Below are 25,545 nucleotides of genomic sequence, written 5' to 3' on the forward strand. Positions count from 1 at the left end.
GGAGGGGAGCCGTCTGTGTACCGGCAGGGCGATGTGCTGATCGTGGAGCTGGAGGAGTCGGCGGTGCCGGCCCACCTGTTGGGGGCGCCCGGAGAACCACGGGACGGGCGGGGGCGTCTGGTGCTCGCGCTGGGCGAGGTGACAGGACACGCGCACGCCGTCCAGGGCCCCGGGCGACTGATGCGGGAGGCCGGGGTGTTCGGCCCGATGCTGCTCCATCTGCCCGAGGGCGGGCGTGTGGTGCACGAGGAACACGCGGTGATCCCGCTGCCCAGGGGCTGGTTCCGCGTCGTGCGCCAGCGGGAGTACGCACCAGGTGCGGTCCGCGTCGTCGCGGACTGACCGGCGCCCGGGAGCGCACCGCTCGGCGCGCTCCCGGGACCAGCGGCCGGTGAGCGGAAGTCAGAAATCAGCGAACAGGGACGGGGACGATCGATGCGGTATGTGAACTCATGGCGGGCCGTGGCGGCGGCGACGGGCGCGGCGGACCGGCCGGCGGCCGAGGAGGGCGTACGGCTCGCCTACCGCGGGGCGGGGCTCGACGAACCGGAGACGATCGTCTGGGCGGATTCGCCCAGGGCGGCCGTCGAGGCGGTGGAGAAGCTCGTCGGCGCGGGCCGTTCGGTGCGTGACGAGGTCCGCACCCGGCCGTGGGCGGAGGAACGGCGCAGGATCTACGACGAGCTGGGCCCGGCGGGCTGGTCGGCGCTCTGGTCCGCCACCGGGGCCCAGCTCTGGGAGACCACCGCGGCGCTGGCGGAGCGGATTAGGACCGGCGTGGTCGCGGATCTCTCCGAGAGCCCGCAGGACGAGTCCGATGTCCGGCTCCTGCTGCTCGACGCGGTCCTCGGGCAGCACGACGCTCCCTGGCTCGCCGCTTTCGACGGCCGGGGCGACAGGCTGACCGGGCTCGCGGCGGTCGCCAGGAACGCCGGCTGGTGGTGGCCTTACGAGCGTGTCGCGGTGATCAGCGAGCGGCCTGCCGTCCTCCACCGCGACGAGGCGGGGCGGCTCGACCACGGGGAGGGCCCGGCGCTCTCGTACCCCGACGGATTCGCGCTCCACGCCTGGCGGGGGATGCCGGTCCCGGCAGAATTCCTGGCGGAACTGGCGACGCTCACTCCCGACCGGATACGGGGCGAGGAGAACGCGGAGCTGCGCCGGGTGATGCTGGAGTACTACGGCTACGACCGCTATCTCGCGGAGTCCGGCGCGCAGCCCGTGCACCATGACGAGACGGGGACTCTCTGGCGGATCGCCATGGACGGCGACGAGGACGTCGTGATGGTCGAGGTGGTCAACTCCACCCCGGAGCCGGACGGCACGTGCCGTACCTACTGGCTGCGGGTGCCGCCCGGCACCCGGACGGCGAAGGAGGGCGTCGCCTGGACCTTCGGGCTGGACGGCCAGGCGTACGCGCCGGTCCGCCAGACCTGACCCGGGGAGGGGCCGGGGGCGGGACCGCCGTCTCAGGCGGTGAGCGCGGCGTGCTCCAGACCCAGTTCGCGGGCCAGCGCCTCGTCGGTCCACTGGAGCATCGTGGCCCGCGAGAGCGGACCCCCGTACGAGATCATCTGGACGGCCAGGCCGTCGAGCAGGGCGGTCAGCCGCCAGGCGACGGACATCGGGTCGTCGCAGTGGAACTCCCCGGCGGCGGCACCCTCCTCGATGACCTCGGCCAGCTCCGCCTTCCACTGCTGGTCGAGATCGCCGGCCACATTGCGCAGCATGGGATCGCGCAGCGAAGCCGCCCAGCCCTCGATCCACAGGCGCCAGCCCTTGGCCTGACCTGTCGGCGCGTACCACCGCACGGCCGCACGCAAGCGCCGTACGGCGCTGGTGCGGCGCGTCAGCAGCTTGCGCAGCTGGGCGAGGTCGGCCTCCGCCGCGTAGGCGAACGCGGCGGCGACCAGCTTCTCCTTGGTCGAGAAGTGGTAGAGCACCAGCGCGTTGCTCACCCCGAGGACGGACGCCACGTCGGCGATCCGCACCGCGGCGACTCCCCGCACCTCGATCTGTTCGACGGCAGCGCGCAGCAGTTCCTCGCGTCGCTCCGCCACGCCCAACCGCACTCTCGCCACGCGGCCAGCCTAACGAACCGGCCGCCAGGGCCGGGAGCGGGGCGAAGCGGAAGGGAGCCAGGCGGCTGCCCCGGCCGTTCCCGGCCATCGGCACGGGGCCCGTTCACCCAGCTCACCGGTAGCGGCCGAACCGCTCCGCGATCACCGGAAGCCGGTCGGCGGCGAGGGCGTGGGCCGCCTCCCGAGGGGTCGAGCCGTCGGCTTCCGCCCGGGCCAGCATCAGCTCGACCAGCGCGCGCATCGAGCGGCGGGTGTGCGCGAACGCCTCCTCGGCGTCGGGGCCGATGTCGCCGAACAGCGTCCACCACCACCAGGCGTTGGTAGCGGAGTTGACGACCACGTCGGGCAGTACCGTGACGCCGCGTTCGGCGAGCAGCAGCTCCGCGTCCGGCAGCACGGGCATGTTCGCCGCCTCGACGATCCACCGGGCGCTGACCTGCGACTGGTTGGCGGCGTCGATCGCGTACGAGACGGCCGCCGGGACCAGGATGTCGGCGTCGGCGGCCAGCCAGGCGTCGGCCGCGAGCTCCCGGTCCGCCTCGCGGAGTGCGCACCGGTCCACTGTTCCGTAGGCGTCCCGCGCGGCCAGCAGTGCTTCGACGTCCAGGCCGGCCGGATTGGCGATGGTGCCCTTGATGTCGGCGACGGCGACGACCGCCAGCCCGGCTCGCGCCAGGAACCGGGCGGTCGCCCCGCCCATGGTGCCGAGTCCCTGGAGAGAGACGCGCGCCCCGCGGTGGGCCACCCCCGCCAGGTCCAGCGCCGCGAGAACCGACTCGGCCACTCCGCAGCCGCCCACCAGTTCGTCGAGGCCGATCCCGTCCACCGTGACGGCGAAGGCGTCCGCCAGCCGCCGCCGTGCGGCCGGCTCGTCCCCGAGCAGCGGATAGACGGCCTGGATCGAGGAGACGAGCCCGGCCTCCACCGCCGCCCGGTCGACCAGGTCCTGCGTGAGCCCGAGGTCCTCGCCGGTCGTCCAGACGCTCTCGACGTACGGGCGCACCGCGCGGAGATAGCGAACCAGGACGGCGTACGCGTCCGGATCGCGCGGGTCGCAGTCGATCCCGCCCTTGGCGCCGCCGAGCGGGATGTACCGGGCCCGGTCGTCGTCGGCGTCGAAGTGCAGGGCCTCCTTCATCGTCATGCCGCGGGCCAGGCCGGTCACCTCCTCCAGGGTGCAGCCCTGCCGCATCCGCAGCCCACCGCTGGAGACGCCGCGCACCAGCCGGTCGATGACCAGATACCCCTGACGGCCGGTGACGTGGTCCGTCCAGGTCAGCGAGAGGAGCGGCGCGGACAGCGGCTGCGGGGGGTTCGTCACCGGCATGGGGCGGCCTCCTCGGTCAGCGCCCCCGGGGCTCCCCACAGGCGATGATACTGAATGGCCAGTCAGTATCAGGAGGCAGGGCCGTCCTTGTCAAAGGGGGGCGGGAAGTCCCGGGGGTGCCATTCAGCGGCCGGTGGCCCCAGGGAGCTCGCAGTGGTCCTTGAACCCCTGGCTGGTGAGACCGAGCGCGGAATTGGTCCGCGCGCGCATGTTCTCCACGGAGATCATGGTGGTCAGTTCCACCAGCGCGGCATCGCCGAGCGCCGTGCGCAAGCGCAGCACCAGCGCGTCCTCGACCTGCGGCGGGGTGACGGTCATGGCCTCCGCGTACTCCAAGACATCGCGCTCCACCGGGGTGAACGCCTCGCTCCCGCGCCACACGGGTACGTCCCGGAGCTTGGCGGCGTCCATGCCGCGCCGGTGGTTCACCCAGTACCCGAAGTCCATGCACCAGCCGCACCCGACCGTCGCCGCGGTCACCATCACCGCGAGGTTCTTGAGGTCGGGGTCCAGCGCCTTCCAGCGGGCGATGGACATCTCGAAGCGCGAACCGGCCCGGAGCACCTGCCTGTGGTGTGCGGTGGCCCGTACGGGGTCGATGACCTTTCCGTACTCACGCTTCGAGTACCAGGAGGCGACGCGGTAGAGCAGGCTTCGGGGCGGGTCGAGTGAGATTCGAGCGTTCACGGTTCTTCTCCCTGGGTGGTGGTGCGGGCCGGCGGCGCGTGCGTGCCGCTGTTCACCCCTGGGACGGACGGTGGGGCGCCGGATGTGACATCCGGAGGCCCCGCGCGGAATCCTTTGGCCCGCACGCACGTTGGAGCCGGTATGACTGATCTGGGAACAGGGCGCGAGGCGCTGCTGCGACTCGTCGGCGAGCGCGGGTCCGGGGTGCTGGCGACGCTCAAGCGGGACGGCAGGCCGCAGCTGTCGAACGTCAACCACTCCTATGACCCCGTGGGGCGGCTGATCCGCGTCTCGGTCACCGAGGGGCGGGCCAAGACCCGCAACCTCCGCAGGGACCCGCGCGCGAGCTACCACGTCACCAGTGAGGACCGCTGGGCCTGGACGGTCGTGGACGCGACCGCCGAGCTGACCCCGCCCGCGGCCGACCCCCACGACGCCACGGTGGAGGCGCTGGTCGCGTTCTACCGGGAGGCCGCGGGGGAGCATCCCGACTGGGACGAGTACCGGCAGGCGATGGTCAGTGAGCAGCGGGTGCTGCTGACCCTGCATGTAGAACATGCGTACGGTCAGGCGCTTCCGTAGAGCAGTGCGGGCCGCAAACGGTTCGTATTACTCCGTTCACCACCCCGATATCGCCGCGACCGGCGGCGCGCCCATAATGAGATGACATCCACCCTTCGGGAGACGTTGTGACCGGCGCCGAACCGCAGCCCCCGCTCCGTACGAGACTCCGCACGATGCGCTCCGCGGCATTCGGGGCGGACCCTGCCGGGGCCCGTATGCAGCGCATTCTCCGCTCGCCCCACTTCGCCGACGGCGTGTTCCAGAACCCGCCGGCCGTCCGGACGCCCCCGACCGGCACCAGGACGGAGTTCGCGAAGAGCTTCTTCCGCAAGGAGCAGCGGGTCCTCAGGGCGCCGGTAGGCGCCGTGCCCGTGCACGCCACCACCGCCGCCGACCTCGCCGAGCCGCCCGTCACCGGCCTCCGGCTCACCTGGATGGGGCATTCCAGCGTGCTGGCGGAGATCGACGGCCGCCGGGTGCTCTTCGACCCCGTCTGGGGTGAGCGCTGCTCCCCCTTCGCCTTCGCCGGTCCCAAGCGCCTGCATCCCGTGCCGGTGCCGCTGGCCGCACTGGGTCCCGTCGACGTGGTCGTGATCTCCCACGACCACTACGACCACCTCGACCTGCCGACGATCCGCGAGCTGGCGGGCACGGACACGGTCTTCGTGGTCCCGCTCGGCGTCGGTGCCCATCTGGAGCGGTGGGGCGTCGCCCCTGACCGGATGCGCGAGCTGGACTGGAACGAGACCGCCGAGGTGGCGGGCATCCGCCTCACGGCCACGCCGGCGCGCCACTTCTGCGGCCGGGGCTTGCGCAACCAGCAGCACACGCTCTGGGCGTCCTGGGCGGTCGCGGGCCCCGAGCACCGGATCTACCACAGCGGTGACACCGGCTACTTCCCGGGCTTCGCGGACATCGGCGCGGAGCACGGCCCCTTCGACGCGACGATGATCCAGATCGGTGCCTACTCCCAGCACTGGTCCGGCGAGCACACGGCGGTGACGCCCCTGCCCGGCCCGTGGCCGGACATCCACATGACACCCGCGCAGGGGGTACGGGCCCATCTCGACCTTCAGGGAGACACCCCGCACGGCGTGCTGATGCCGATCCACTGGGGCACCTTCAACCTCGCGCCGCACGCCTGGGCCGAGCCGGCGGAATGGACGAAGGACGCCGCCGAGGAGGCGGGCCAGCCGGCCGCGTTCCCCCGGCCGGGCGAGTCCTTCGAGCCCGGCGGTGTGCTGCCCGTCGTCCCCTGGTGGAGGGCCGTGTCCACCCCGCTCGCCCGTCCCTGGCGCGGCCCCGAGCAGGCGGAGGCCACCGGGACGACCGCGCGCGGCGACCTCGACCTCGCGGGCGGCCGCTGACGTTCCGGCGCCGTCCACCCGCGGGCTGAGGCGGGCGGACCGGAACCGATGGCTCACGCCACGGCGCCGGGCGGTTCGGCCGCGCCCGCGCAGGCACCGCCGTGCCGGCCCGGCGTATTTCACGAGCACCCTTCACCTCGTCACCGTCACCAGACCCCGCAGCGGTTCACCCGCTGCGGGGTCAATCCTGTGTTCTCGTCCATGCGTACGAGAGCTCATACCAGAGCGGGACGCTTGGCGGGCAAGTTCGACAAGTGCACGCCGCACATGCACGGCTGACGACTACCGTGTGTGCTCGGCGATCAACGGTGGGCTCGCATCTCCGAGCCCGACCGACCGTTGACCCGAGCCCGACCGACTGCCGCAGGTGTCACCACCGAACGCCGATTCCTGGTGCCCCCCGTACCGAGGACGATGATGTCTCAACTTCGCGCACCCGACGCGCGACCGGAACGCCGAGAGGGTGGGCGGCACGGCCGCCCGGGGGCCCCCGCCCACTCGGCCACGGCCAGGCCGCGCGCTGTCCAGCCGCCGCCCGACGCCCGCATACGGCCCCAGCTGCTCAGGGCAGCGCTCCTGCCGACGGTCGCCGCCGTGCTGAGCGGCGCCGCAGCGGTCATCTTCACCATCCGGGCCTCCGGCCAACTGCCGTCGGCGAGTCTCTGGGCCGCACTCGGCGGTTCGGGCGCTCTGGCGGTCGCGGCGGTCGCCGCGGCGTGCCTCGGCGCGGCCCGGGTCGCCTCCGCGGTCCTGGACCGCTGCCAGGCACTACGGCGCTCCAGCGCCCAGGGCCAGGCCGAGCTGCGCCGGGTGATGGAACAGCTCCGCAACGGGGAACCGGTGGCCGCCCGCCGCCCCCGAAGCCCGGCGACCCGGGAGCCGACGCCTTCGACCTGCTCGCCCAGGAGATGAGCCGCTCGCAGGACAGCGCCGTCGCGGCCGTCGTACAGGCGTCGCGGCTCTTCAGCGGCGAGAGGAACGACCAGAAGGTCGAGGTCTTCGTCAACCTCGCCCGGCGCCTCCAGTCCCTCGTCCACCGCGAGATCCAGATCCTGGACGAGCTGGAACACGAGGTCGAGGACCCCGACCTGCTCAAGGGTCTCTTCCACGTCGACCATCTGGCCACCCGTATCCGCAGGCATGCCGAGAACCTCGCCGTCCTCGGCGGTGCCGTGTCCCGGCGGCAGTGGAGCAATCCGGTCAGCATGACCGAGGTGCTGCGTTCGGCGATCGCCGAGGTCGAGCAGTACCCGCGGGTCAAGCTCGTGCCGCCGATCGACGGCACGCTGCGCGGCCACGCCGTCGCCGACGTCATCCACCTCCTGGCCGAACTCGTCGAGAACGCCACCGTGTTCTCCGCCCCGCACACCCAGGTGCTGCTGCGCGCCCAGCACGTCACCGCGGGCCTGGCCCTGGAGGTCGAGGACCGCGGCCTCGGTATGCCGGGCACCGAGCAGAAACGCATGAACGCGCTGCTCGCCGATCCCGACCAGGTCAACGTCGGCCACCTGCTCCAGGACGGCCGCATCGGCCTCTTCGTCGTCTCAGCCCTGGCCCGTCGCCACGGCATCGCGGTACGCCTCCAGAGCAACATCTACGGGGGCACGCAAGCCGTACTGATCCTGCCGCACGCCCTGCTGGGCGTCGACGGTGAGGCGGGCGGCGCGACGCACCCCGCCGCCGCACCGGCCCCGCCGCCCGGAGCCGTACACCGGCCGCCCCCCGACGACACCACCGGTACGGCGCCGCCGGCGTGTCCGCAGCCGCCCACGATCCATCCGCCCACGCCGCCGCAGCCACTGCCCGCCGAGCGCGTCGACCGCCCGGCCGAGGAGCGTCCGCAGCTGCCCCGGCGCAGCAACCAGGAACACCTCGTCCCGCAACTGCGCGAGGCCCCCGTTCCCCGCACCGAGGCCCAGCACACCCTGCACGACCCCGGTCTCGTCGCCGCCTTCCGGCGCGGAGTCGACCTCGCCGAGGCGCGGGCGGCCGAGGACATGGGGCCCGGCGACGCCCAAGGCGATAGCCACGAGAGCACCCCGGTGGTCGTACCGGCCCCCGAGCGGCGGGACACCGGCCCCGCGCCGCTCCCGGTCCGCGGGCCCGGACCGCGCCGCGGGCCCGAGCCGCTCCGGCAGGCGTACCCCGCCCCGCAGCTCCCGGACCCCCGCCGCCCCCGGTCCCGCGAAGCCGCCTGCCCCGAGCCGCACCTGCTCGACCCGCACCTGTCCGACCCGCACCTGTCCGATCTTCCGGAGCCGGACCGGCACCACGCCGACCCGTACGTCCCCGACTACGCGCCCGCACCGGTCAGCCCCGCACAGAACACCCCCAAGGAGTAGATGCACCATGGCGAGCGAAATGCCGTCCGGTCAGATCGCCGATCTCGACTGGCTGTTGAGCGGGCTGGTCCAGCGCGTGCCCTATACCCGCAGCGCGGTCCTGCTGTCGGCGGACGGGCTGGTGAAGTCGGTCCATGGCATGGACCCCGACAGCGCCGACCACATGGCGGCCCTCGCCGCCGGCCTGTACTCCCTCGGCCGCAGCGCCGGAGCACGCTTCGGTGACAACGGCGACGTGCGGCAGGTGGTCGTGGAGCTCGACTCGACGCTGCTGTTCGTCTCCACCGCCGGAGCCGGCACCTGCCTCGCCGTACTGGCGGGGCGCGAGGCGGACGCGGCCGTGCTCGGTTACGAGATGGCCATGCTGATCAAGAGCGTCCGGTCCTATCTCATGACCCCGGTGCGGCAAGCGGCCGGGGCACCGTACACCCCGGGGCTGTGAGGATGCCGGCCCCGCAGGACGGGCCCCTGCTCGACGACGCGGCCGGCCGGCTCATCCGCCCGTACACCGTGAGCAACGGCCGTACGCGGCCGTCCACCGTACTCGACCTGCTCTCACTGGTGATGGCCACCGGGAGCACCCCCCAGATCCATCTGGGGCCCGAGCACTCCGTGGCCCTGGGGCTGTGCGACGGCCCCACATCCGTCGCCGAGATCGCCGCGCACCTCCGACTGCCCGCGGTCGTCACCAAGGTCCTCCTGTCCGACCTGGTCGACTGCGGAGCGGTCACCGCGCACGCCCCCGCTTTCCATGACACGCCCACCGACCGATCCCTGCTGGAGGCAGTGCTCGATGGTCTACGACGACAGCTCTGACAGCACCGGAAGTCCTCAATTCTTTCCCGTGGCCCTCAAGGTCCTGGTGGCGGGCGGGTTCGGCGTCGGCAAGACGACGTTCGTGGGCGCGGTCAGCGAGATCGCACCGCTCAGCACGGAGGAACTGCTGACGCAGGTCAGTGTGGCGACCGACAGCCTCGAAGGCGTCGAGTCCAAGACGGCCACCACCGTGGCCATGGACTTCGGCCGCCTCACGCTCTCCCAGCACCACGTCCTCTACCTCTTCGGCACCCCCGGCCAGGAACGGTTCTGGTTCATGTGGGACGAGCTCTCCAAGGGAGCGCTCGGGGCCGTCGTGATGGCCGACACCCGGCGGCTCGCGGAGTGCTTCCCCGCCGTCGACTTCTTCGAACGGCGCGGGATCGGATTCATCGTGGCCGTCAACGAGTTCGACGGCGCCTACCGCTACGAACCCGACGAGGTGCGGGCCGCACTCGACCTGGGGCCCGAGGTGCCCGTGGTCCTCTGCGACGCCCGGATCGCCAGCTCGGGCACCGGCACTCTGGTCACCCTGGTGCAGCACCTCATCAACGCCACCGACGCCCTGGCGTCACCGGCACCCGTCGCCGGTTTTGGAGCACATCCATGACCCGCTACGCGACCGGCCGGCTGCTGCTGACCCCGGTCGACCCGGACGGGGTGGCACGGGCCCAGCGGCTGCGCAGCCTGGATCTGGGGGAGCGGGCCGACGCCTCGTTCGAGAGCTTCGACGCCTTCGCCGCCAGGGTGGCCCAAGTGACCGCCACGCCCTTCTCGATGGTCAACTTCATCGACGAGAACCGACAGTTCTTCGCGGGACTGCACACCCCCGCCGGGACGCAGAGCGGCTCCGACCTGGGTGCGGCGGCAGCGGGCAGCGGCCGCGGCGGGCGTCACATGGCCCGTGATCACGGCTACTGCCCGCACGTGCTCGTGCGCCGCAAGGCCCTGGTGCTGGAGGACGTCTGCGACTACCCGCGCTTCGCGGGGAACCCGGTCGTGGACGACATAGGGATTCGCTCCTACCTCGGGGCGCCACTGATCGACCGTACCGGCATCGCCCTCGGCACGGTCTGCGCGGTCGACACCGTGCCCCGCCCGTGGGGCCGGGCCGGGCTCGACACGATCAAGTCCCTGGCCCAGGAGCTCGTCGGACACATCGACCGCAGGGAGCGCCGCCGCAGCTGACATGAGCTCTCGGGCATCTCCCCCTCACGGGACGGCCCCGGCGGCCTCCGACGGCCCGAGGCGACCCGCCGGATTCCGGCCGTTCCTGTCCCATGGCTCCTCACTGCCGTAGGAAGCCGCCGATCCGCTCCCGCAGCCCCTTCGGGTCCAGCCCGTGCGCCATGAGGTGCTCATCCATCCGTCCGTACCGGCGGAGCTCCGCCCTGCTCACGCCCAGGCCGAGTACCCGGTGCGGGAGTTCGGCCAGCGCGTCGTTGGCCGCCGCCGTGGACGTGCCCGCCATAAAGGGCTCGACGAGCACCACGTCCGCGCCCTCGGCGGCGCCCACGGCCCGGCGCAGCCCGGCCGCGTCGAAGGGGCGCACCGTGGTCGCGTACAGCACCGTGACGTCCAGGCCCTCGGTCGCCGCGAGCACGTTGTCGAGCATCGGGCCCACCGCGATCACGACGCCGCCCCGGCCCTCGCGCACCGTCGCGAACCCGCCGCCGCCCACGGGCCGGGCGACCCGGTTCGACTGGAGGGAGAGCCGCACGTAGACCAGGTCGTCCCCGGTGGCCGCGAGCCGCAGCAGGGCCTCTGCCTCGTCGGGATGGCCCGGCACGTGCACCGTCCAGCCGTCGAGGGTGTCGAGGAGCGCGACGTCGCCCGGCGACATATGGGTGAAGCCCCCGGCCGGCCAGTCGTACGACGCCCCGGCGCTGACCAGGACTCCTCCCACCCCCTGATGGCCGAGGTCCAGCTTCACCTGCTCGAAGGGCCGTTCCACCAGGAAGCTCGCGAACGTGTGCATGATCGGCCGCATCCCGGTGAGCGCCATCCCGGCGCCCGCGCCGATCAGCAGTTGCTCCCGGATGCCCACGTTGACGACCCGGTCCGGGTGGGCGCGCTGGGCCCGGTCGAAGCCGTCCCGGCTGATCTCGGCCAGGACGAGTGCGAGCCGGGGGTCCTCGTCGAGCAGCCGCGAGGTGGTGGCGATGAAGCGTTCCCGCATGGTGTCCATGGGTACCTCTCTCCGTGTCCGGTGCCTGTGCGGCGTGCTGTCAGGGGGCGACCGTGGCCACGACGGCCCGGGGCCGGCCGGGATGCGGCGTGGTGAAGGCCGTGTGGAGCGCCTCGTGGTCCCGCCCGTCAACGATGCCCACGGACCATCCGGCGGTCTCGAACCGGGAGGCGATGCCACCGGGGCGGCCGTAGGTGGCCGAGGCGTTGTCGATCACGAGGGTGTGCAGCTGCTCAAGTCCCGCCGGGCCGGCGTAGGCGATCGCCTCGTGGTTGCTGCCCTCGTCCAGCTCCGCGTCCCCGGTCAGCACCCAGACACGGGGATCGGCGAGCCCCTGCGCCCGCAGCCCCAGTACGCTGCCCACGGCGAGCGGCAGCCCGTGCCCCAGGGAACCGCTGCCGATCTCGGCCCCGGGCACGAGCAGCCGGTCGGGGTGGTGCCCGAGGGGCGAGTCGTACGCACCGAAGCCCGGCAGCAGTGCCTCGTCGAGGAACCCGTGCGCGGCCAGAACGGCGTAGTACGCCATCGGCCCGTGGCCCTTGGAGAGCAGGAACCGGTCCCGTCCCCGGTCGTCGACGGTGCGGGGCGTGACACGCAGCACCCGGCTGTACAGCACCCAGAGCGCGTCCAGCGTGGAGGTGGCGGCGGGCCCGTGTTTCTCGTCGCCCGTCATCAGGCGCATCAGCCGGTCCAGCTCGCGGTAGCCGGGCACCGGCCCGGCAGAGGTGTTCGTCATGGGGACGAGCGTCGGACATCAAGTTCGGTTGAGGTCAAGTCCACAAGGTGTTCGTAACCACCGGCCCAAGTGCGGTATTGTTCTCATGCACGTTCGGCTACGGGGAAACCCCAGGTCAGACGGGCACCGGGACGTGGCGCAGCTTGGTAGCGCACTTGACTGGGGGTCAAGGGGTCGCAGGTTCAAATCCTGTCGTCCCGACGGTGCTGTACGCAGGCGGAGGCCGTTCTCTCATCCATGAGAGGACGGCCTTTCGTGCGTCCGGGGACCGTGCCGGTGCCGGTCCCGTCGCCGAGAAGGCACCCTCTGAGTGATCAAAGTGTGATGGGGTTAGCATATGAGCGCCGCCTAGCTCGAAAGACAAACCTGTGACTGTCAATGACGACGCGTTCACCAACTGGAAGATCCGCGAAGAGATCGCGGAGTCGATGATCCCCGTCATCGGGAAGCTGCACCGGGAGCGGGACGTCACCGTCCTGCTCCACAGCCGCTCCCTGGTGAACAAGTCGGTGGTCAGCATCCTCAAGACCCACCGGTTCGCCCGCCAGATCGACGGCGAGGAGCTCTCGGTCACCGAGACGCTGCCGTTCCTCCAGGCCCTCACCACGCTCGATCTCGGCCCCTCCCAGATCGACATCGGCATGCTCGCCGTGACGTACAAGGCCCACGGGCGGGGTCTCTCGGTCGAGGAGTTCACCGCCGAGGCCGTCGCCGGAGCCACGGGCGCCAACAAGGCCGACCGCCGCGCGGGGCGCGACGTGGTCCTCTACGGCTTCGGCCGGATCGGCCGTCTCGTCGCCCGGCTCCTCATCGAGAAGTCCGGTTCCGGGAACGGTCTGCGACTGCGAGCCATCGTCGTCCGCCGGGGCGGCGCGCAGGACATCGTCAAGCGCGCCTCGCTGCTGCGGCGTGACTCGATCCACGGGCAGTTCCAGGGCACGATCACCGTCGACGAGGCGAGCAGCACGATCATCGCCAACGGCAACGTGATCAAGGTGATCTACGCCAACGACCCCTCCGAGGTCGACTACCGGGCGTACGGCGTCAAGGACGCCATCCTGATCGACAACACCGGCAAGTGGCGGGACCGCGAGGGCCTGTCGCAGCACCTGCGCCCCGGGATCGACAAGGTCGTCCTGACCGCTCCGGGCAAGGGCGACGTTCCCAACATCGTCCACGGCGTCAACCACGACACGATCAAGCCGGACGAGCAGATCCTGTCCTGCGCTTCGTGTACCACCAACGCGATCGTCCCGCCGCTGAAGGCGATGGCGGAGGAGTACGGCGTCCTCCGCGGCCACGTGGAGACGGTGCACTCCTTCACCAACGACCAGAACCTGCTGGACAACTACCACAGCTCCGACCGCCGTGGCCGTTCGGCGCCGCTCAACATGGTCATCACCGAGACGGGCGCCGCCGCCGCCGTGGCCAAGGCGCTGCCCGAACTCGACGCGCGCATCACCGGCAGCTCGATCCGTGTGCCGGTCCCGGACGTCTCCATCGCGATCCTGAGCCTGCGGCTCGGTCGTGAGACGACCCGCGAGGAGGTACTCGGCTACCTCCGCAACGTGTCGCTGACCTCGCCGCTCAAGCGTCAGATCGACTTCACCACCGCCCCCGACGCGGTCTCCAGCGACTTCATCGGTTCGCGCCACGCCTCGATCGTCGACGCCGGGGCGACCAAGGTCGAGGGCGACGACGCGATCCTCTACCTCTGGTACGACAACGAGTTCGGCTACTCCTGCCAGGTCATCCGGGTCGTCCAGCACGTCTCCGGAGTGGAGTACCCGACCTTCCCCGTACCGGTCGTCTGATCCCTGGGCGGACGCGGGAGGCCGTACCGGATCGCTCCGGTACGGCCTCCCGGCTGTGGTGGGGTGCGGGCGCGGCTACGCGTTCCCGCCCGAGCCCACCGAGCCCGCGCCGGCACCCGACGCGGCCTTGATGCCCTTCTTGATGTCCTCCAGGACGGACAGCTTCGGCGCCTTGTCGTTGATGTCGAACCCGGAGCGGATGACGACCAGTTGACCCTTGGCGGTGGGGGAGGGGAAGGCCAGCGACTCCACGTACCCGTCGTCGCCCTTCTTCGTCACCACTTCCCAGCGCACCAGATAACCCTTCTGGCCGGCCACGGTGACCGCCTCGGACTTGAGCGTCCGGTGCGAGGTGATCCCCTCGTAGATCGCCTCGCCGTACGACTCCGCCGCGTTGACCGCGATGTCCTTCTTCGCCGCTTCCTCCGCGGTGGCCGCCTTGAGGTCGAGAGCGGCCGCCGGCGCCGAGAACACCCCGCCGCGCACGCACTTCTGCCCGGCGTCACCTGGGCAGGGGTACTCACCCGTCGTCAGCCCGGCACCGACGACGCCCGACGAGCCGGTCCAGCCCTTGGGGACCGGAAGGCTGATCCCGCTCGCCAGGTCCGTGGCGTAGCCCTCCTCGGTCGGCGGCATCTTCTGGTCCGGGGCCTGGCCACCGCCCTCCTCGCCGTCCTCGGGCGCACCGGGCCCGCCAGGCGCTCCGGAGGAGGGGCCGGACGAAGGGCCGGTCGGGCGGGGCCGGCCGTGGCACCGTCCGTCCTGCCGCCGGAGTCCTGCCCCAGCAGAAACGCTCCGCCTCCGACTGCGGCGAGCAGCACCACCCCGGCGGTGATGCCGGCGCCGACGCGCATCCGGCGGCGGCGCACCGTCGCGGGCGGCACGCGGAGCTGATCCGTCCAACGGGTCCCGTCCCACCAGCGTTCCTGGGCGGGACCGATTCCTGAGTGCCCGGGATCTGGGTGCCAGCCGGGCGGAGTCATCTGGGTCACGGGGTGCACCTTAGAGGCGCAGCGTGAGAATCACATGAACCGGGGGACGTGTTGGCTTTGGTCCTGCCACATACCCTGAGCGACATGGTCGAACTCATGCCCATCGCCAGGATCAGGGAGTAGCGGATGCCGGTCGAGTGGCAACCCGTACGGCAGTCGCGCACCCACGAACTCGTCCTCAGGAGCATCGAGGAGCGGGTCTTCGCCGGAGAGCTCAAGGCGGGGACCGGCTGCCGCCGGAGCGCGAGCTGGCGCCCGTCCTCGGAGTCAGCCGGTCGGCGCTGCGTGAGGCGCTGCGGGTGCTGGAGACCATCGGGGTGCTGGTGGCCCAGCCCGGCCGGGGCCCGGACTCCGGGGCGCGGATCGTGCGCAATCCGGACGACGCCCTCGGCCGGCTGCTGCGCCTGCACTTCGCGCTGGGCAGCTACAGCCTCCACGACATGCTGGAGGTCCGCGTCGTACTGGAGCGGTCCAGCTTCGAGGCTGCCGCGCGGCATGCCCCGGCCGAAGACCTCGACGCGGCGGAGCAGTTGGTCCTGCGCATGGGGAGCCGGACACCGGCGTAACCGAGTTCGACGATCTGGACACCCGCTTCCACGTCCTGATCGCCCGCAGCTCCGGCAACGCGCTGACCTCCACGCTCACCTCCGCCGTGCGTGAGTCGGTGCGCCCGCTCATCCTGCGGGCGCTGGAAGGGGCCGAGGACTGGGCCGCCACGGCCACCGCGCTCAACGCCCACCGCCAGGAGCTCCTGCGGCTGGTACGGGAGGGGCGGGGCGCGGAGGCGGCCGACCTGGCCGAGCAGCACATCCGCGGCCTGCACGGCACGCTCGTCGAGGAGAATCCCGGCGAGTAGCGAGTAGCGAGTAGCGCCTGGCGCCCGGCGGCCCGCAGGGCGCCCGCGCACCGTCCCCGCCTTCATCCAACGCTGCCCGCACCTAGTATGGTCCGACCATACGGCGACCGGGGAGGCCCCATGCGCATCGGACTCTTCGCCACCTGTCTGGGAGACACGCTCTTCCCCGATGCGGTGAAGTCCACCGCGGTCCTGCTCGCGCGCCTGGGGCACGATGTGGTGTTCCCGCCGGAGCAGACCTGTTGCGGCCAGATGCACGTCAACACCGGCTACCAGCGCGAACCCGTCCCGCTGGTCCGCAACTTCGCCGACCAGTTCGGCGACTCCGCCATCGAAGCGGTGGTCATACCGTCCGCTTCGTGCGCGGGCTCGGTCCGCCACCAGCACGAGATCATCGCCGAGCGGTACGGTGACGCCCCGCTGCGCGCCCGCGTCGCGACCGTCAAGGCCAAGACGTACGAACTATCCGAGTTCCTGGTCGACGTCCTGGACGTCACCTCGGTCGGGGCCCATTTCCCGTACCGCGTCACCTACCACCCCACCTGCCACTCCCTGCGGATGCTCCGGGTCGGCGACAAGCCGCTGCGGCTGCTGCGTGCCGTCGACTCCATCGAGCTCGTCGAGCTCCCGGAAGCGGACTCCTGCTGCGGTTTCGGCGGCACCTTCGCCGTGAAGAACGCCGACACCTCCACCGCGATGCTCCAGGACAAGATGCGCGACATCACCGCCACCGGGGCGGATGTCTGCACCGTGGGCGACTCCTCCTGCCTGATGCACATCGGCGGCGGGCTCTCCCGCATCAAGGCGGGCGCGCGGACCCTGCACCTCGCGCAGATCCTCGCCTCCACCCGCCCCTCGCCCTACGTCCTGACGGAGGCCGCCGTATGAACACGTTCCTCGGCATGCCGGCCACCCCGCCCCGTTCCCCGTACGGGACGGGGAACCTGCGCGGCGAGCGCACGTTCCCCGAGGCCGCCCGCGGCGAACTGCGCGACGAACAACTGCGCGGCAACCTCGGCAGGGCGACCCGCACCATCCGGGCCAAGCGCCTCCACGTCACCGGTGAGCTCCCCGACTGGGAGGAACTGCGCGAGGCGGGCGCCGCCATCAAGACCGACGCCATGAACCGGCTGCCCGAACTCCTGGAGCAGCTCGAACAGAAGGTGACCGAACGCGGCGGCACCGTGCACTGGGCGCGGGACGGCGATGAGGCCAACCGGATCGTCGCCGGCCTGATCCAGGAGACGGGAAGCCGCGAGGTCATCAAGGTCAAGTCGATGGCCACCCAGGAGACCGGCCTCAACGAACACCTGGAGTCGCTCGGCATCACCCCGCACGAGACCGACCTGGCCGAGCTCATCGTGCAGCTCGCCCACGACAGGCCCTCGCACATCCTGGTGCCCGCGATCCACCGCAACCGCGACGAGATCCGGCGGATCTTCCTCGACGGTATCCCGGGCGTCGACCCGGGCTCGACAACGTGCCCGCCCACCTCGCCGCGGCCGCCCGCGCCTACCTGCGCGAGAAGTTCATGACGACGAAGGTGGCCGTCTCCGGCGCCAACTTCGCCGTCGCCGAGACCGGCACCCTGTCCGTGGTGGAGTCCGAGGGCAACGGCCGGATGTGCCTGACCCTGCCCGAGACCCTGATCACCGTCATGGGCATCGAGAAGGTGCTGCCGCGCTTCGGGGACCTCGAAGTCTTCCTCCAGTTGCTTCCGCGCTCCTCGACCGGCGAGCGCATGAACCCGTACACCTCGATGTGGACCGGGGTGACACCGGGCGACGGACCGCAGGACTTCCATCTGGTCCTGCTCGACAACGGACGCACCGCCGCACTCGCCGACAGGATCGGGCGCGAGGCGCTCAACTGCATCCGCTGTTCCGCCTGTCTCAACGTCTGTCCGGTGTACGAGAGGACTGGCGGGCACGCGTACGGCTCGACCTACCCCGGACCGATCGGCGCGGTCCTCACCCCGCAGCTCGCCGGGATGCACGCGGCCGACGACGACCCCAACAGCTCCCTGCCGTACGCCTCCACCCTCTGCGGCGCCTGCTTCGACGCCTGCCCGGTGAAGATCGACATTCCCTCGCTGCTCGTCGAGCTGCGCCACCAGAACACCGAGGAGTCGGGTACGACGGCCGAGAAGCTCGCCATGAAGGCCGCGGCGGCGGTGATGAAGCGGCCGAAGCTCTACACGGCCGCCCAGAGGGCTTCGGGTCTCGGCCGCGCCGTCGCAGGACGCGGCGGTACGATCTCCCGCCTGCCGGCCCCGTTCAGGGGCTGGAGCGCGAGCCGGGACACCCCCGCCCCGCCCCGGCAGACCTTCCGCGCCTGGCTGGCATCCGACGAAGGCGCCGCCACGATGCGCGCCGCCGCCGACGAGTACACCGGCCCGGTTCCGGAGGACGAGAAGTGACACACTCCCCCCTCGGCGCACGGGAGACCGTGCTCGGCCGGGTCCGCGACGCACTCGCCCTGGCTCCCGTGCCCCCGGTCACCATCCCGCGCGGCTACCGCACCGGACGCACGCTTCCCGACGGTGAACGCCTCGCCCTGCTGACCCACCGGCTCCTCGACTACAAGGCCCAGGTGCACGCCTGCACGGCCGATCGCACCGCCGACGTCATCGCCGACGTCCTGCGGGAGCTCGGCGCCCGGCGGATCGGCGTGCCGGACGGGCTCGACGAGACATGGCTGAGCCGCTACGACGGAGAGGTCCAGCAGGACTCCGCCGACATCCCCGCGCCGGCTCTCGACGCGCTGGACGGTGTGGTCACGGCCTCCGCCGTCAGCTGCGCCGAGACCGGCACCATCTTCCTGGACGGTTCACCCGGCCAGGGCAGGCGGGCGCTCTCCCTCGTCCCCGATCTGCATGTGTGCGTCGTCGACCTGTCGACGGTCGAGGCCGGGGTGCCGGAAGCGGTCACCCGGCTGGTGCCTGAACGGCCGACCACGCTGATCAGCGGACCGTCCGCCACCTCCGACATCGAACTGGAGCGGGTCGAGGGCGTGCACGGGCCGCGCACCCTGGTCGTGGTGGTCCGCACGGACGTGTGACGCGGACGGCCGGTCCGCACAAGCACCCCGCGAGCATCCGATCCCCATGCGCGACCGTCAGCGATCCCCATGCGCGACCGTCAACGGCTCGAAGCCGATACGTGTCGTGGACCCGTCGTCCGCCCAGTCGACCTCGATCCGGCCGCCGTCGACCCGTACCCCGCTCACCGCCGGACCGAGCGGGTCCGGGGCGCTCTGCCCGGTGAGCGAGGCGAGCGACAGCAGGACGACGTCGCCCCGCGCGTCGGCGGCCAGTCGCGGCAGCACCGCCCAGTTCGTGTACGCCGTGCCCTGCGGAGCCCGTACCTCCTCGTGTGTCTCCCAGCCGTGCAGGCCGTGCAGGGCCGACGTCAGCGCGTCGTCGCGACCGGTCGCCCACCCGGTCTGCTCGACCCGGGACCCGGCCGGGACACCGAGGGCGCGGTGGGCGCGGAGCTCGTAACGGCCCCGGACCACGGTCACGCTCTCCACCCGCATCCCCGGCACCATCGGCGTACCGGAGGCGAACACCGGCAGGTGCCAGGACGCCGCCCACCCCCAGCCGTCACCCCCGCCCGCGCCCAGTGGACGGATGCGGCGGCGGTGGCTGCGCTCGCCCGCGACGACCACGGCCAGGTGGTTGTCGGCCTGGTTCCCCCTGGCCGTGGGGCCGGTGGCGGTCGAGTACGCCTGGCGGCCGTACAGCGGGTCGTCCTGCGCGGCCGACTCGCCCTCGTGCGGCCTGACATGATCGCTGCCGTGGTTGTGGAGCCGTACGATGCCGTCCGCGCGCGTGGACTGCACGAGGAAGCCCGGAGCGGGCAGCGCGAGCACCCTGTCGGGGCCCTCGCTCGGCGCGGGCTCCTCGGTCGCGGTCCACAGGGGATGACCGGCCGGAGCCAGCAGGCAGACGAACCCCTTGGCCGCCCAGTACGGCGACGCGGGACCCGAGTACCTCTGGAGCGTCGCCCCGTGCGGTCCGTGCCAGCCCAGGCTCAGCAGCCCGTCGCCGCCCACGGCTCCCCGGTCGAGGAAGTAGCGCAGCGACCCGCTGATCAGCCGGCGGGACGCACCGGGGGTGAGCGGGGTGTGCCCGGTGAGGGCGCCGAGCGCGACGGCGGAACCGGCCGCGAAGCGGTACGTGAGCGACCGGCCGAAGTGGACCGGCGCCCCGTCCGAGCCGAACAGCAGTGACAACCCGCCGAGGTGCTCGCGCAGCCGCCCGCCGTAGTGCGCCGACAGGCCCGGGTCGCCCGCCAGAAGCGCGTGCAGCATCGGATACAGGTGCAGGGCCCAGCCGTTGTAGTGGTCGAAGGCGCGGCCGTCCCCGTCGGCGTACCAGCCGTCCCCGCGGTACCACCCCTCCATCAGTTCGTACGCCCTGTCCGTCGCGCGGGCCGTCTCCGCGTCCGCGCGTCCCACCGACTCCAGGAATCCGGCGACCGCGTGCGGGAAGAGGTACCAGTTGTTGGGGGACGGCGTGTGCCGCAGCGCTCCGCGCAGCCATTGCTCCGCACGGTCCTGCACCCCGGCGTCCAGCCGGTCCCAGAGCCATGGCCTGGTGAGTCGCAGCCCGGTCGCGACGGACGCCGACTCCACCATCGGCTGGCCCCGCACGTGGTGGTCCAGGATCAGCGGCCAGGACTCGGCATCCTCGCGCCCCGGTGTCCGCGTACCCGCGGCCAGCCCGTCCGCGTACCGGTCGAGCCAGCCGTACGGGTCCTTGCCCTCCGCGCCGGCGACCCGGAAGCCGGCCGCCAGGAACGTACGCGCGTACCCCTCCAGTCCGTCGGAGCGGACACCGGAGGCGGACGGCCGGCCCGGCAGGTCGAGCAGGGCCCGTCCGGGCGTGGCCCACCGCCAGGCCGCGTCGAGCAGACCGTCAGCGGTCGCTTCCCAGTGCGCGCGGGTGAAACCGGTGTACGGGCTCGTCTCACGGTCTTCCGGGGGAAGTGCGAAGGGGAGGGTCATACGAGGGCGCAGCCTTTCTCGGGACATCCGCATCCTGATCGAGTGATCGGTAACGGTCAATAGATCGCTCATATGGAGATCCAGACGGTCAAACGATCAAAGGGCGTGTCAAAAGTGGCGGCGGGAGCGTCTAATCTCTGAACCGGCATGGACACTCTCACCCTGTGGCAACTGGCCGCCCTCGCTGCGGCGACCACGCTCGTCGGTTTCTCAAAGACGGCCGTCAGCGGGGCCAACACGATCAGCCTCGCGGTCTTCGCGGCCGTGCTTCCGGCCCGGGAGTCGACCGGAGTCCTGCTCCCGATCCTGATCGCCGGTGACCTGCTCGCCGTGGCCGTCTACCGGCGCCATGCCCACTGGCCGACCCTGCTCCGGCTGTTTCCCGCCGTAGGCGTGGGTGTCGTGGCGGGAACCCTGTTCATGCTGTGGGCCGACGACGGGGCGGTACGCACCTCGATCGGCGCGATCCTGCTCCTCATGTCGGGAGTCACCCTGTGGCGCCGGCGCACCGCTGCCGGGCAGACCGGATCAGCGGCGTCCGAGGAGGAGGAGACCGGAGGGCCGCCGCGCGGCGCGCGGTTCAGGGCCCGGAGCTACGGGGTGCTCGGCGGATTCACGACCATGGTCGCCAACGCGGGCGGCCCCGTCATGTCCCTCTACCTGCTCTCCGCAGGATTCCGGAAGCTCGGATTCCTGGGCACGTCCGCTTCGTTCTTCCTGATCGTCAACGTGTCCAAGGTGCCGTTCGGTGTGGGCCTCGGCCTCATCGACCGGCACTCGTTGCTGGTCGACGCCTGCCTGGTGCTCTTCGTCGTTCCCGGTGCCTGGATCGGCCGCAGGTGCGTGGACCGGATCGACCAGAAGCTCTTCGAGCGGCTTGTCCTCGGGGCCACCGTACTGGGCGGGCTCCACCTGCTGCTGAGCTGAGGGTGCCCCGTCCTGCCGGGAGCGAGGGACGACCGCGAGGTCATCGCGCGCCACCGCCGGCTGCGACTGAGTCCTGGCTGTCCTGGCCGCCCTGGCCCCGAGGCGTCCACGGCTACTCGACCGGAACGGCCCGGGCGGTGCTCGAGAGAACGGTGCTCAGGGAATCAGCAGCCGGTCCGCCCCCACCGCCGCGACGAGGCCGGTGCCGAGGAGCCAGCTGGCCAGGCGGGTACGGCCGTTCCTGCTCAGCTCGATCACGATTCCGCAGAGGATGAGCGCCAGCCCGTACACCCCGACGACCAGGACCGATGACCGGCTCGCGATGCGCAGGGCCAGGACCACGGCCATCACCGCCATGCCCGCCGAGGACAGGACGATCCGCAGCCGACGCGCCTGACGCGGCGTCAGTCTCCGTGTCCTGACGTCCGCTTCAGGTATCGCCGCGTCCGCGTCCGCGTCCGCGTCGGTGTCCGTGTCCCGGTCCCGGTCTTCGTGCCGGTCCCCGTCAGAAGTGCTCATGACCACGGATCGTAATCGTTCACCGATTCGGCCACAGACGCCGACCGGGCGGGTCTACGGCCGCAGCCGCGGCGCCTCCGCGGCCGCGTCCACCGCCCCCGGGCTCTCCGCCTCCACCCGGTCTGCCAGCTCCTCTGCCCAGGTGATCAGCGGACCGATGCCCATCCCGTGCGGCCGCGCGTCCCGGTAGGCCGAGACCGCGGCCGCTCCGCGCCGCAGCAGCCGCGCGCCGCCCGACGCGTTGCCCCGGGCGGAGTGGGTCAGGCCCACGGCGAGCTGGGCCAGCCCGCGCCACAGCTCGCGCTCCGCGTCCGGGCCCGACTTCCAGGCGTCCTCGAACACCTCGTGCGCGTGGAACGGCATTCCCGCGTCCAGCAACCGCTGAGCCTCGCGCACCGTCTCCCCGGGCGTGCGCACCACGCCCTCGGGCTGGCGCTCCACCCCCTGGGCCCCGTAGGGCAGGGGGCGGCCCAGCCCGTCCCGGGGGCGCGCACTGTGCGCCCTGCCTTCGGCATCACGGTCCCTGCGAGTCTCGTCCACCCTCCGATTGTGCCTCGCACCTGCGGCGAACTCATCGGAACCCCGCCCGCGGGGCGTCGCGCACGACTAGTCTCGACAGTCTTCACTGCCGGACTAGGGGAAGGGTGGGCATGAAGCCGTCCCGGCCGTTGTACGAGCGCGAACCGGAACTCGCCGCTGCCGCACAAGCCGTGGACGCCCTGTGCGGCGCCCAGGCGTCCGGCGGGTTACTGGTCTTCAGCGGCGAGGCGGGCATCGGCAAGACCGCGCTGCTCGCCGAGGTCCGGACCATGGCGGCCGGCCGGTGCACCGTCTGGTCCGCCCGGGGCGGTGAGACCGTCACCTCCGTACCGTTCCATGTCGTACGCCAGTTGTTGCAGCCCGCACTGGACCAGTTCCCCGAGGACGAGACGCGGGTTCTGTTCGGCGACTGGTACGAGATCACCGCTCCCGCGCTCGGCCTCGCCGAACCGACCGGCCCGCAGCCCGATCCGCAGGGTGTCCGGGACGGCCTCGACTTCGTCGTGGGCCGGCTCGCCTCGCGGCTCAGCCACCGGCCGCTGCTGCTCATGGTGGACGACGCGCACTGGGCGGACGGTGAATCCCTCGCCTGGCTCGCCTCGTTCACCGCGCGCCTGAGCGAGCTGCCGGTCCTGGTCGTCCAGGCCCACCGCCCACAGGAGCTGGCCGAACGCAACGCCGCCCTGAGCGCCGCCCACACCGAGCCACCCGGCCACAAGGGCCTCGTCCGGGTCGCCCTGCGCGCACTCACCCCGGACGCCACCGCCGAACTGGTCCGCGCGGCCCTCGGTGAGCACGCGGACGACCCCTTCTGCCGCGAGGTGTGGGCCGTCACCGGCGGCAACCCGTACGAGGCAGTCGAACTCGTCGCCAAGGTGCAGGACCGCGAGCTGCCGCCGGTCGAGGAATCCGCCGGCATGCTGCGGGAACTCGGCGCGTCAGCGCGCGGCAGTGGGCTCGTCGCCCGGCTCGAACGGCTGGGCACCAACGCCAACCGGTTCGCCTGGGCCGCCGCCGTGCTCGGTACCGACATCTCCCAGGAGGTGGCCGCCACCCTGGCCGGAATGAGCTCGGCGGAGGCCGCCGACTGCACCGCCCGGCTGCGCGACGCCCGTATCGTCAGCGGTTTCGACCCCCTTGAGTTCGTCCACCCGCTGATCGCCACCGCCGTGTACCGCTCGATCCCGCCGGCCAACCGCACCGCTTTCCACGGCAGGGCCGCCTGGGCGATCACCCGGGCCGGTCTCGGCGCCGCCGCGGCCTCCCGCCACCTGCTCGAAGTCCACCCGGACGACGATCAGGAACTGGTCGCGCAGCTCCGCGAGGCCGCGGGCCAGCACCTTGCCGTCGGCGCCCCGGAAGCGGCCAGACGGTGTCTCGAACGGGCGTTGGAAGAACCGCCGCGCCCGCAGGACAAGGCGGCCGTACTGTACGAACTGGGCTGCGCCACCCTGCTCAGTTCGCCGCCCACCACCGTGCAGCACCTCCGCGCGGCCCTCGACATGCCGGGGCTCGGCGACGACCTGCGGATCGACGCCACCTTCCGGCTGGCGGCAGCGCTCGCCCACAACAACCAGCTGAAGGAGGCGGCGATCTCCCTCGCCGCCGAGGCGTCCCGCACCGCCCCGGGACCCGGGCTGATGCGACTGCAGGCCGGGCACTTCCTGTGGGAGGGCATGCAGGCGGTCGAGGACGACGGTCCCGCCCGCTCACGCAGGCTCTCCCGCAACGCGGACCACCTGGCCGGCAGGGACAACGCCGAACGGGCCCTGCTGACCCTGCGCGCCTTCGACGCCATGCTCCGCGGCGAGAACGCCCAGCTCGTCGTCGACCTCTGCGAACGCGCACTCGTCAACGGACATCCCGCCCGCGGGCTCGGCTGGACCGACACCGAATGGGGCTTCGAGCTCCCCACCCTCGTCGGTATCACCTACGCGTTCACGGACCAGCTCGACCGGGCGGAGGAACTGTTCGGCGAGGCCGTGCGCGCCTTCGAGATCTCCGGCTGGAGCGGTGCGCACCTCGCCTTCGCCCACACACTCCTCGGGCTCGTCCACCGCCGTCGCGGGCGCCTCGCCGAAGCGGAGGGCTTCCTGCGCGAGGGCCTGCGCCTCGCCGACCGCGTCGGCAGCGGACTGCCCGTCCACTGGGACGCGGCCTGTCTGCTCATCGACACCCTGCTCGCCCGCGGCCGCATATCGGAGGCCCGGCTGGTCGCCGACCGCTACGACTTCGGTGCGCCGTACCCCAGCGCCATGGTGCTGCCCGACGGCCCGTGCGTACGCGGCCGGCTGCTTCTCGCCGAAGGCCGTACCGAGGAGGCCATCGCCGAACTCGAAGCCGCGGGCGTCGCGCTGGAGGCCCGTGAGCGCTTCAACGTCGTCTGGGCGCCATGGGCCTGCGACCTCGCCCGTGCGCTGGTCGACGTGGACCCGGCCCGCGGCGCCCGGCTCGCCGCCGGTGCCCGCGTCCACGCCGAACGCTTCGGAACGGACACGGCGATCGGCGAGGCCCTGCGCTGTGTCGCCCTCTTCGCACCTCCCGAGGAGTCGGAGCACCTGCTGTCGGAAGCTGTCCGCCACCTGGAGAGGACCCCGACGACATCGGTGTACGAGCATGTCCTGGCCCGGCTGGACCACGGGATCGCGATCGGTTCCGCACGGGAACTGGCGAAGGCCCAGAAGATGGCGACGGCCTGCGGAGCGGAGGGCCTCGCGGCCCGCGCCCAGCAGGCACGGGCGTCATTGCGCTCCTCGGAGTGAGGTAATGTTTCCCATGC

At 72.0% G+C, this 25,545-nt stretch carries 21 protein-coding genes, 1 tRNA gene and 4 pseudogenes; 17 read left to right on the top strand and 9 right to left on the bottom strand.

Features of this window, described 5'->3' with window-relative positions; translation table 11 throughout:
• The first annotated feature begins 15 nt into the window (after nt 1–15).
• Together Sfulv_RS25430 and Sfulv_RS25435 are read left to right on the top strand one after the other, a co-directional pair.
• A complete protein-coding gene (locus tag Sfulv_RS25430) occupies nt 16–342 on the top strand; it encodes a DUF8820 family protein (RefSeq protein ID WP_173316814.1) in 327 nt (108 codons plus the stop codon).
• Between the two features lie 93 nt (nt 343–435).
• Nucleotides 436–1,437, top strand: coding sequence for a DUF6745 domain-containing protein (locus Sfulv_RS25435; RefSeq protein WP_173316815.1), 1,002 nt, complete (start codon nt 436–438; stop codon nt 1,435–1,437).
• A 32-nt stretch (nt 1,438–1,469) separates the two neighbouring features.
• Here the strand turns inward: Sfulv_RS25435 and Sfulv_RS25440 are convergent, their stop codons facing one another.
• The 3 genes from Sfulv_RS25440 to Sfulv_RS25450 form a co-directional block, all read right to left on the bottom strand.
• Nucleotides 1,470–2,060, bottom strand: a complete 591-nt coding sequence (locus Sfulv_RS25440; protein WP_173318216.1) for a TetR/AcrR family transcriptional regulator — start codon at nt 2,058–2,060, stop codon at nt 1,470–1,472.
• Between the two features lie 133 nt (nt 2,061–2,193).
• Nucleotides 2,194–3,381, bottom strand: coding sequence for a Glu/Leu/Phe/Val dehydrogenase dimerization domain-containing protein (locus Sfulv_RS25445; RefSeq protein WP_173318218.1), 1,188 nt, complete (start codon nt 3,379–3,381; stop codon nt 2,194–2,196).
• Between the two features lie 150 nt (nt 3,382–3,531).
• On the bottom strand, nt 3,532–4,095 hold the full coding sequence (locus Sfulv_RS25450; protein ID WP_173316816.1) for a carboxymuconolactone decarboxylase family protein: 564 nt from the start codon (nt 4,093–4,095) through the stop codon (nt 3,532–3,534).
• Nucleotides 4,096–4,236: 141 nt separating this feature from the next.
• On the opposite strand from Sfulv_RS25450, the gene Sfulv_RS25455 reads away from it, so the two are divergent.
• From Sfulv_RS25455 to Sfulv_RS25485, 7 genes and pseudogenes are all read left to right on the top strand, one after another.
• Nucleotides 4,237–4,677 (top strand): PPOX class F420-dependent oxidoreductase, encoded by a 441-nt coding sequence (locus Sfulv_RS25455; RefSeq protein ID WP_173316817.1) that lies wholly within the window; start codon nt 4,237–4,239, stop codon nt 4,675–4,677.
• A gap of 107 nt (nt 4,678–4,784) precedes the next feature.
• Complete coding sequence (locus tag Sfulv_RS25460; RefSeq protein ID WP_173316818.1) at nt 4,785–6,026, top strand: MBL fold metallo-hydrolase; 1,242 nt, start codon at nt 4,785–4,787, stop codon at nt 6,024–6,026.
• A gap of 417 nt (nt 6,027–6,443) precedes the next feature.
• Nucleotides 6,444–8,062: pseudogene (locus Sfulv_RS25465) on the top strand (sensor histidine kinase); the annotation flags it as partial.
• Between the two features lie 313 nt (nt 8,063–8,375).
• Nucleotides 8,376–8,810 (top strand): roadblock/LC7 domain-containing protein, encoded by a 435-nt coding sequence (locus tag Sfulv_RS25470; protein WP_173316819.1) that lies wholly within the window; start codon nt 8,376–8,378, stop codon nt 8,808–8,810.
• 2 nt (nt 8,811–8,812) lie between these two features.
• Complete coding sequence (locus Sfulv_RS25475; protein WP_173318220.1) at nt 8,813–9,184, top strand: DUF742 domain-containing protein; 372 nt, start codon at nt 8,813–8,815, stop codon at nt 9,182–9,184.
• A complete protein-coding gene (locus tag Sfulv_RS25480; protein ID WP_173316820.1) occupies nt 9,162–9,794 on the top strand; it encodes a GTP-binding protein in 633 nt (210 codons plus the stop codon). The genes Sfulv_RS25475 and Sfulv_RS25480 overlap by 23 nt, the downstream gene beginning before the upstream one ends.
• Entirely contained in the window at nt 9,791–10,372 is a 582-nt protein-coding gene (locus tag Sfulv_RS25485) for a GAF domain-containing protein (RefSeq protein WP_173316821.1), read from the top strand. The genes Sfulv_RS25480 and Sfulv_RS25485 overlap by 4 nt, the downstream gene beginning before the upstream one ends.
• Before the next feature lie 100 nt (nt 10,373–10,472).
• On the opposite strand, the gene Sfulv_RS25490 is transcribed toward Sfulv_RS25485, so the two are convergent.
• Together Sfulv_RS25490 and Sfulv_RS25495 are read right to left on the bottom strand one after the other, a co-directional pair.
• Nucleotides 10,473–11,372, bottom strand: a complete 900-nt coding sequence (locus Sfulv_RS25490) for a transketolase family protein (RefSeq protein ID WP_173316822.1) — start codon at nt 11,370–11,372, stop codon at nt 10,473–10,475.
• Between the two features lie 40 nt (nt 11,373–11,412).
• A complete protein-coding gene (locus Sfulv_RS25495) occupies nt 11,413–12,108 on the bottom strand; it encodes a thiamine pyrophosphate-binding protein (protein ID WP_173316823.1) in 696 nt (231 codons plus the stop codon).
• Nucleotides 12,109–12,235: 127 nt separating this feature from the next.
• Between Sfulv_RS25495 and Sfulv_RS25500 the strand changes: the two genes are divergently transcribed.
• Nucleotides 12,236–12,309 (top strand) — tRNA-Pro (locus tag Sfulv_RS25500).
• A gap of 167 nt (nt 12,310–12,476) precedes the next feature.
• Entirely contained in the window at nt 12,477–13,922 is a 1,446-nt protein-coding gene (locus Sfulv_RS25505) for a glyceraldehyde-3-phosphate dehydrogenase (RefSeq protein WP_173316824.1), read from the top strand.
• 75 nt (nt 13,923–13,997) lie between these two features.
• Here Sfulv_RS25505 and Sfulv_RS25510 read toward each other — a convergent pair.
• A pseudogene (locus Sfulv_RS25510) lies at nt 13,998–14,905 on the bottom strand (DUF2510 domain-containing protein).
• 135 nt (nt 14,906–15,040) lie between these two features.
• Here Sfulv_RS25510 and Sfulv_RS25515 point away from each other — a divergent pair.
• From Sfulv_RS25515 to Sfulv_RS25530, 4 genes and pseudogenes are all read left to right on the top strand, one after another.
• Nucleotides 15,041–15,770 (top strand): annotated as a pseudogene (locus tag Sfulv_RS25515) (FadR/GntR family transcriptional regulator).
• 120 nt (nt 15,771–15,890) lie between these two features.
• Nucleotides 15,891–16,658 carry a (Fe-S)-binding protein gene (locus tag Sfulv_RS25520; protein ID WP_173316825.1) on the top strand — a complete coding sequence of 256 codons (768 nt, stop codon included), beginning with the start codon at nt 15,891–15,893 and terminating at the stop codon, nt 16,656–16,658.
• Nucleotides 16,655–18,189, top strand: a pseudogene (locus tag Sfulv_RS25525) (LutB/LldF family L-lactate oxidation iron-sulfur protein). The gene Sfulv_RS25520 and the pseudogene Sfulv_RS25525 overlap by 4 nt, the downstream one beginning before the upstream one ends.
• Complete coding sequence (locus Sfulv_RS25530; RefSeq protein WP_173316826.1) at nt 18,186–18,830, top strand: LutC/YkgG family protein; 645 nt, start codon at nt 18,186–18,188, stop codon at nt 18,828–18,830. Before Sfulv_RS25525 ends, Sfulv_RS25530 begins: the two are co-directional and overlap by 4 nt.
• Before the next feature lie 57 nt (nt 18,831–18,887).
• Here the strand turns inward: Sfulv_RS25530 and Sfulv_RS25535 are convergent, their stop codons facing one another.
• A complete protein-coding gene (locus Sfulv_RS25535) occupies nt 18,888–20,780 on the bottom strand; it encodes a DUF2264 domain-containing protein (protein ID WP_173316827.1) in 1,893 nt (630 codons plus the stop codon).
• 147 nt (nt 20,781–20,927) lie between these two features.
• Between Sfulv_RS25535 and Sfulv_RS25540 the strand changes: the two genes are divergently transcribed.
• Nucleotides 20,928–21,707 (top strand): sulfite exporter TauE/SafE family protein, encoded by a 780-nt coding sequence (locus Sfulv_RS25540; protein WP_173316828.1) that lies wholly within the window; start codon nt 20,928–20,930, stop codon nt 21,705–21,707.
• A gap of 156 nt (nt 21,708–21,863) precedes the next feature.
• Here the strand turns inward: Sfulv_RS25540 and Sfulv_RS25545 are convergent, their stop codons facing one another.
• Together Sfulv_RS25545 and Sfulv_RS25550 are read right to left on the bottom strand one after the other, a co-directional pair.
• Nucleotides 21,864–22,226, bottom strand: coding sequence for a hypothetical protein (locus Sfulv_RS25545; RefSeq protein WP_173316829.1), 363 nt, complete (start codon nt 22,224–22,226; stop codon nt 21,864–21,866).
• Between the two features lie 54 nt (nt 22,227–22,280).
• Nucleotides 22,281–22,766, bottom strand: coding sequence for a DUF309 domain-containing protein (locus tag Sfulv_RS25550; RefSeq protein ID WP_173316830.1), 486 nt, complete (start codon nt 22,764–22,766; stop codon nt 22,281–22,283).
• Nucleotides 22,767–22,876: 110 nt separating this feature from the next.
• Between Sfulv_RS25550 and Sfulv_RS25555 the strand changes: the two genes are divergently transcribed.
• Nucleotides 22,877–25,528 (top strand): ATP-binding protein, encoded by a 2,652-nt coding sequence (locus Sfulv_RS25555; RefSeq protein ID WP_173316831.1) that lies wholly within the window; start codon nt 22,877–22,879, stop codon nt 25,526–25,528.
• Nucleotides 25,529–25,545 lie beyond the last annotated feature (17 nt).

The sequence above is a fragment of the Streptomyces fulvorobeus genome (assembly GCF_013167895.1).
In the GTDB taxonomy this organism is placed as follows: domain Bacteria; phylum Actinomycetota; class Actinomycetes; order Streptomycetales; family Streptomycetaceae; genus Streptomyces; species Streptomyces fulvorobeus.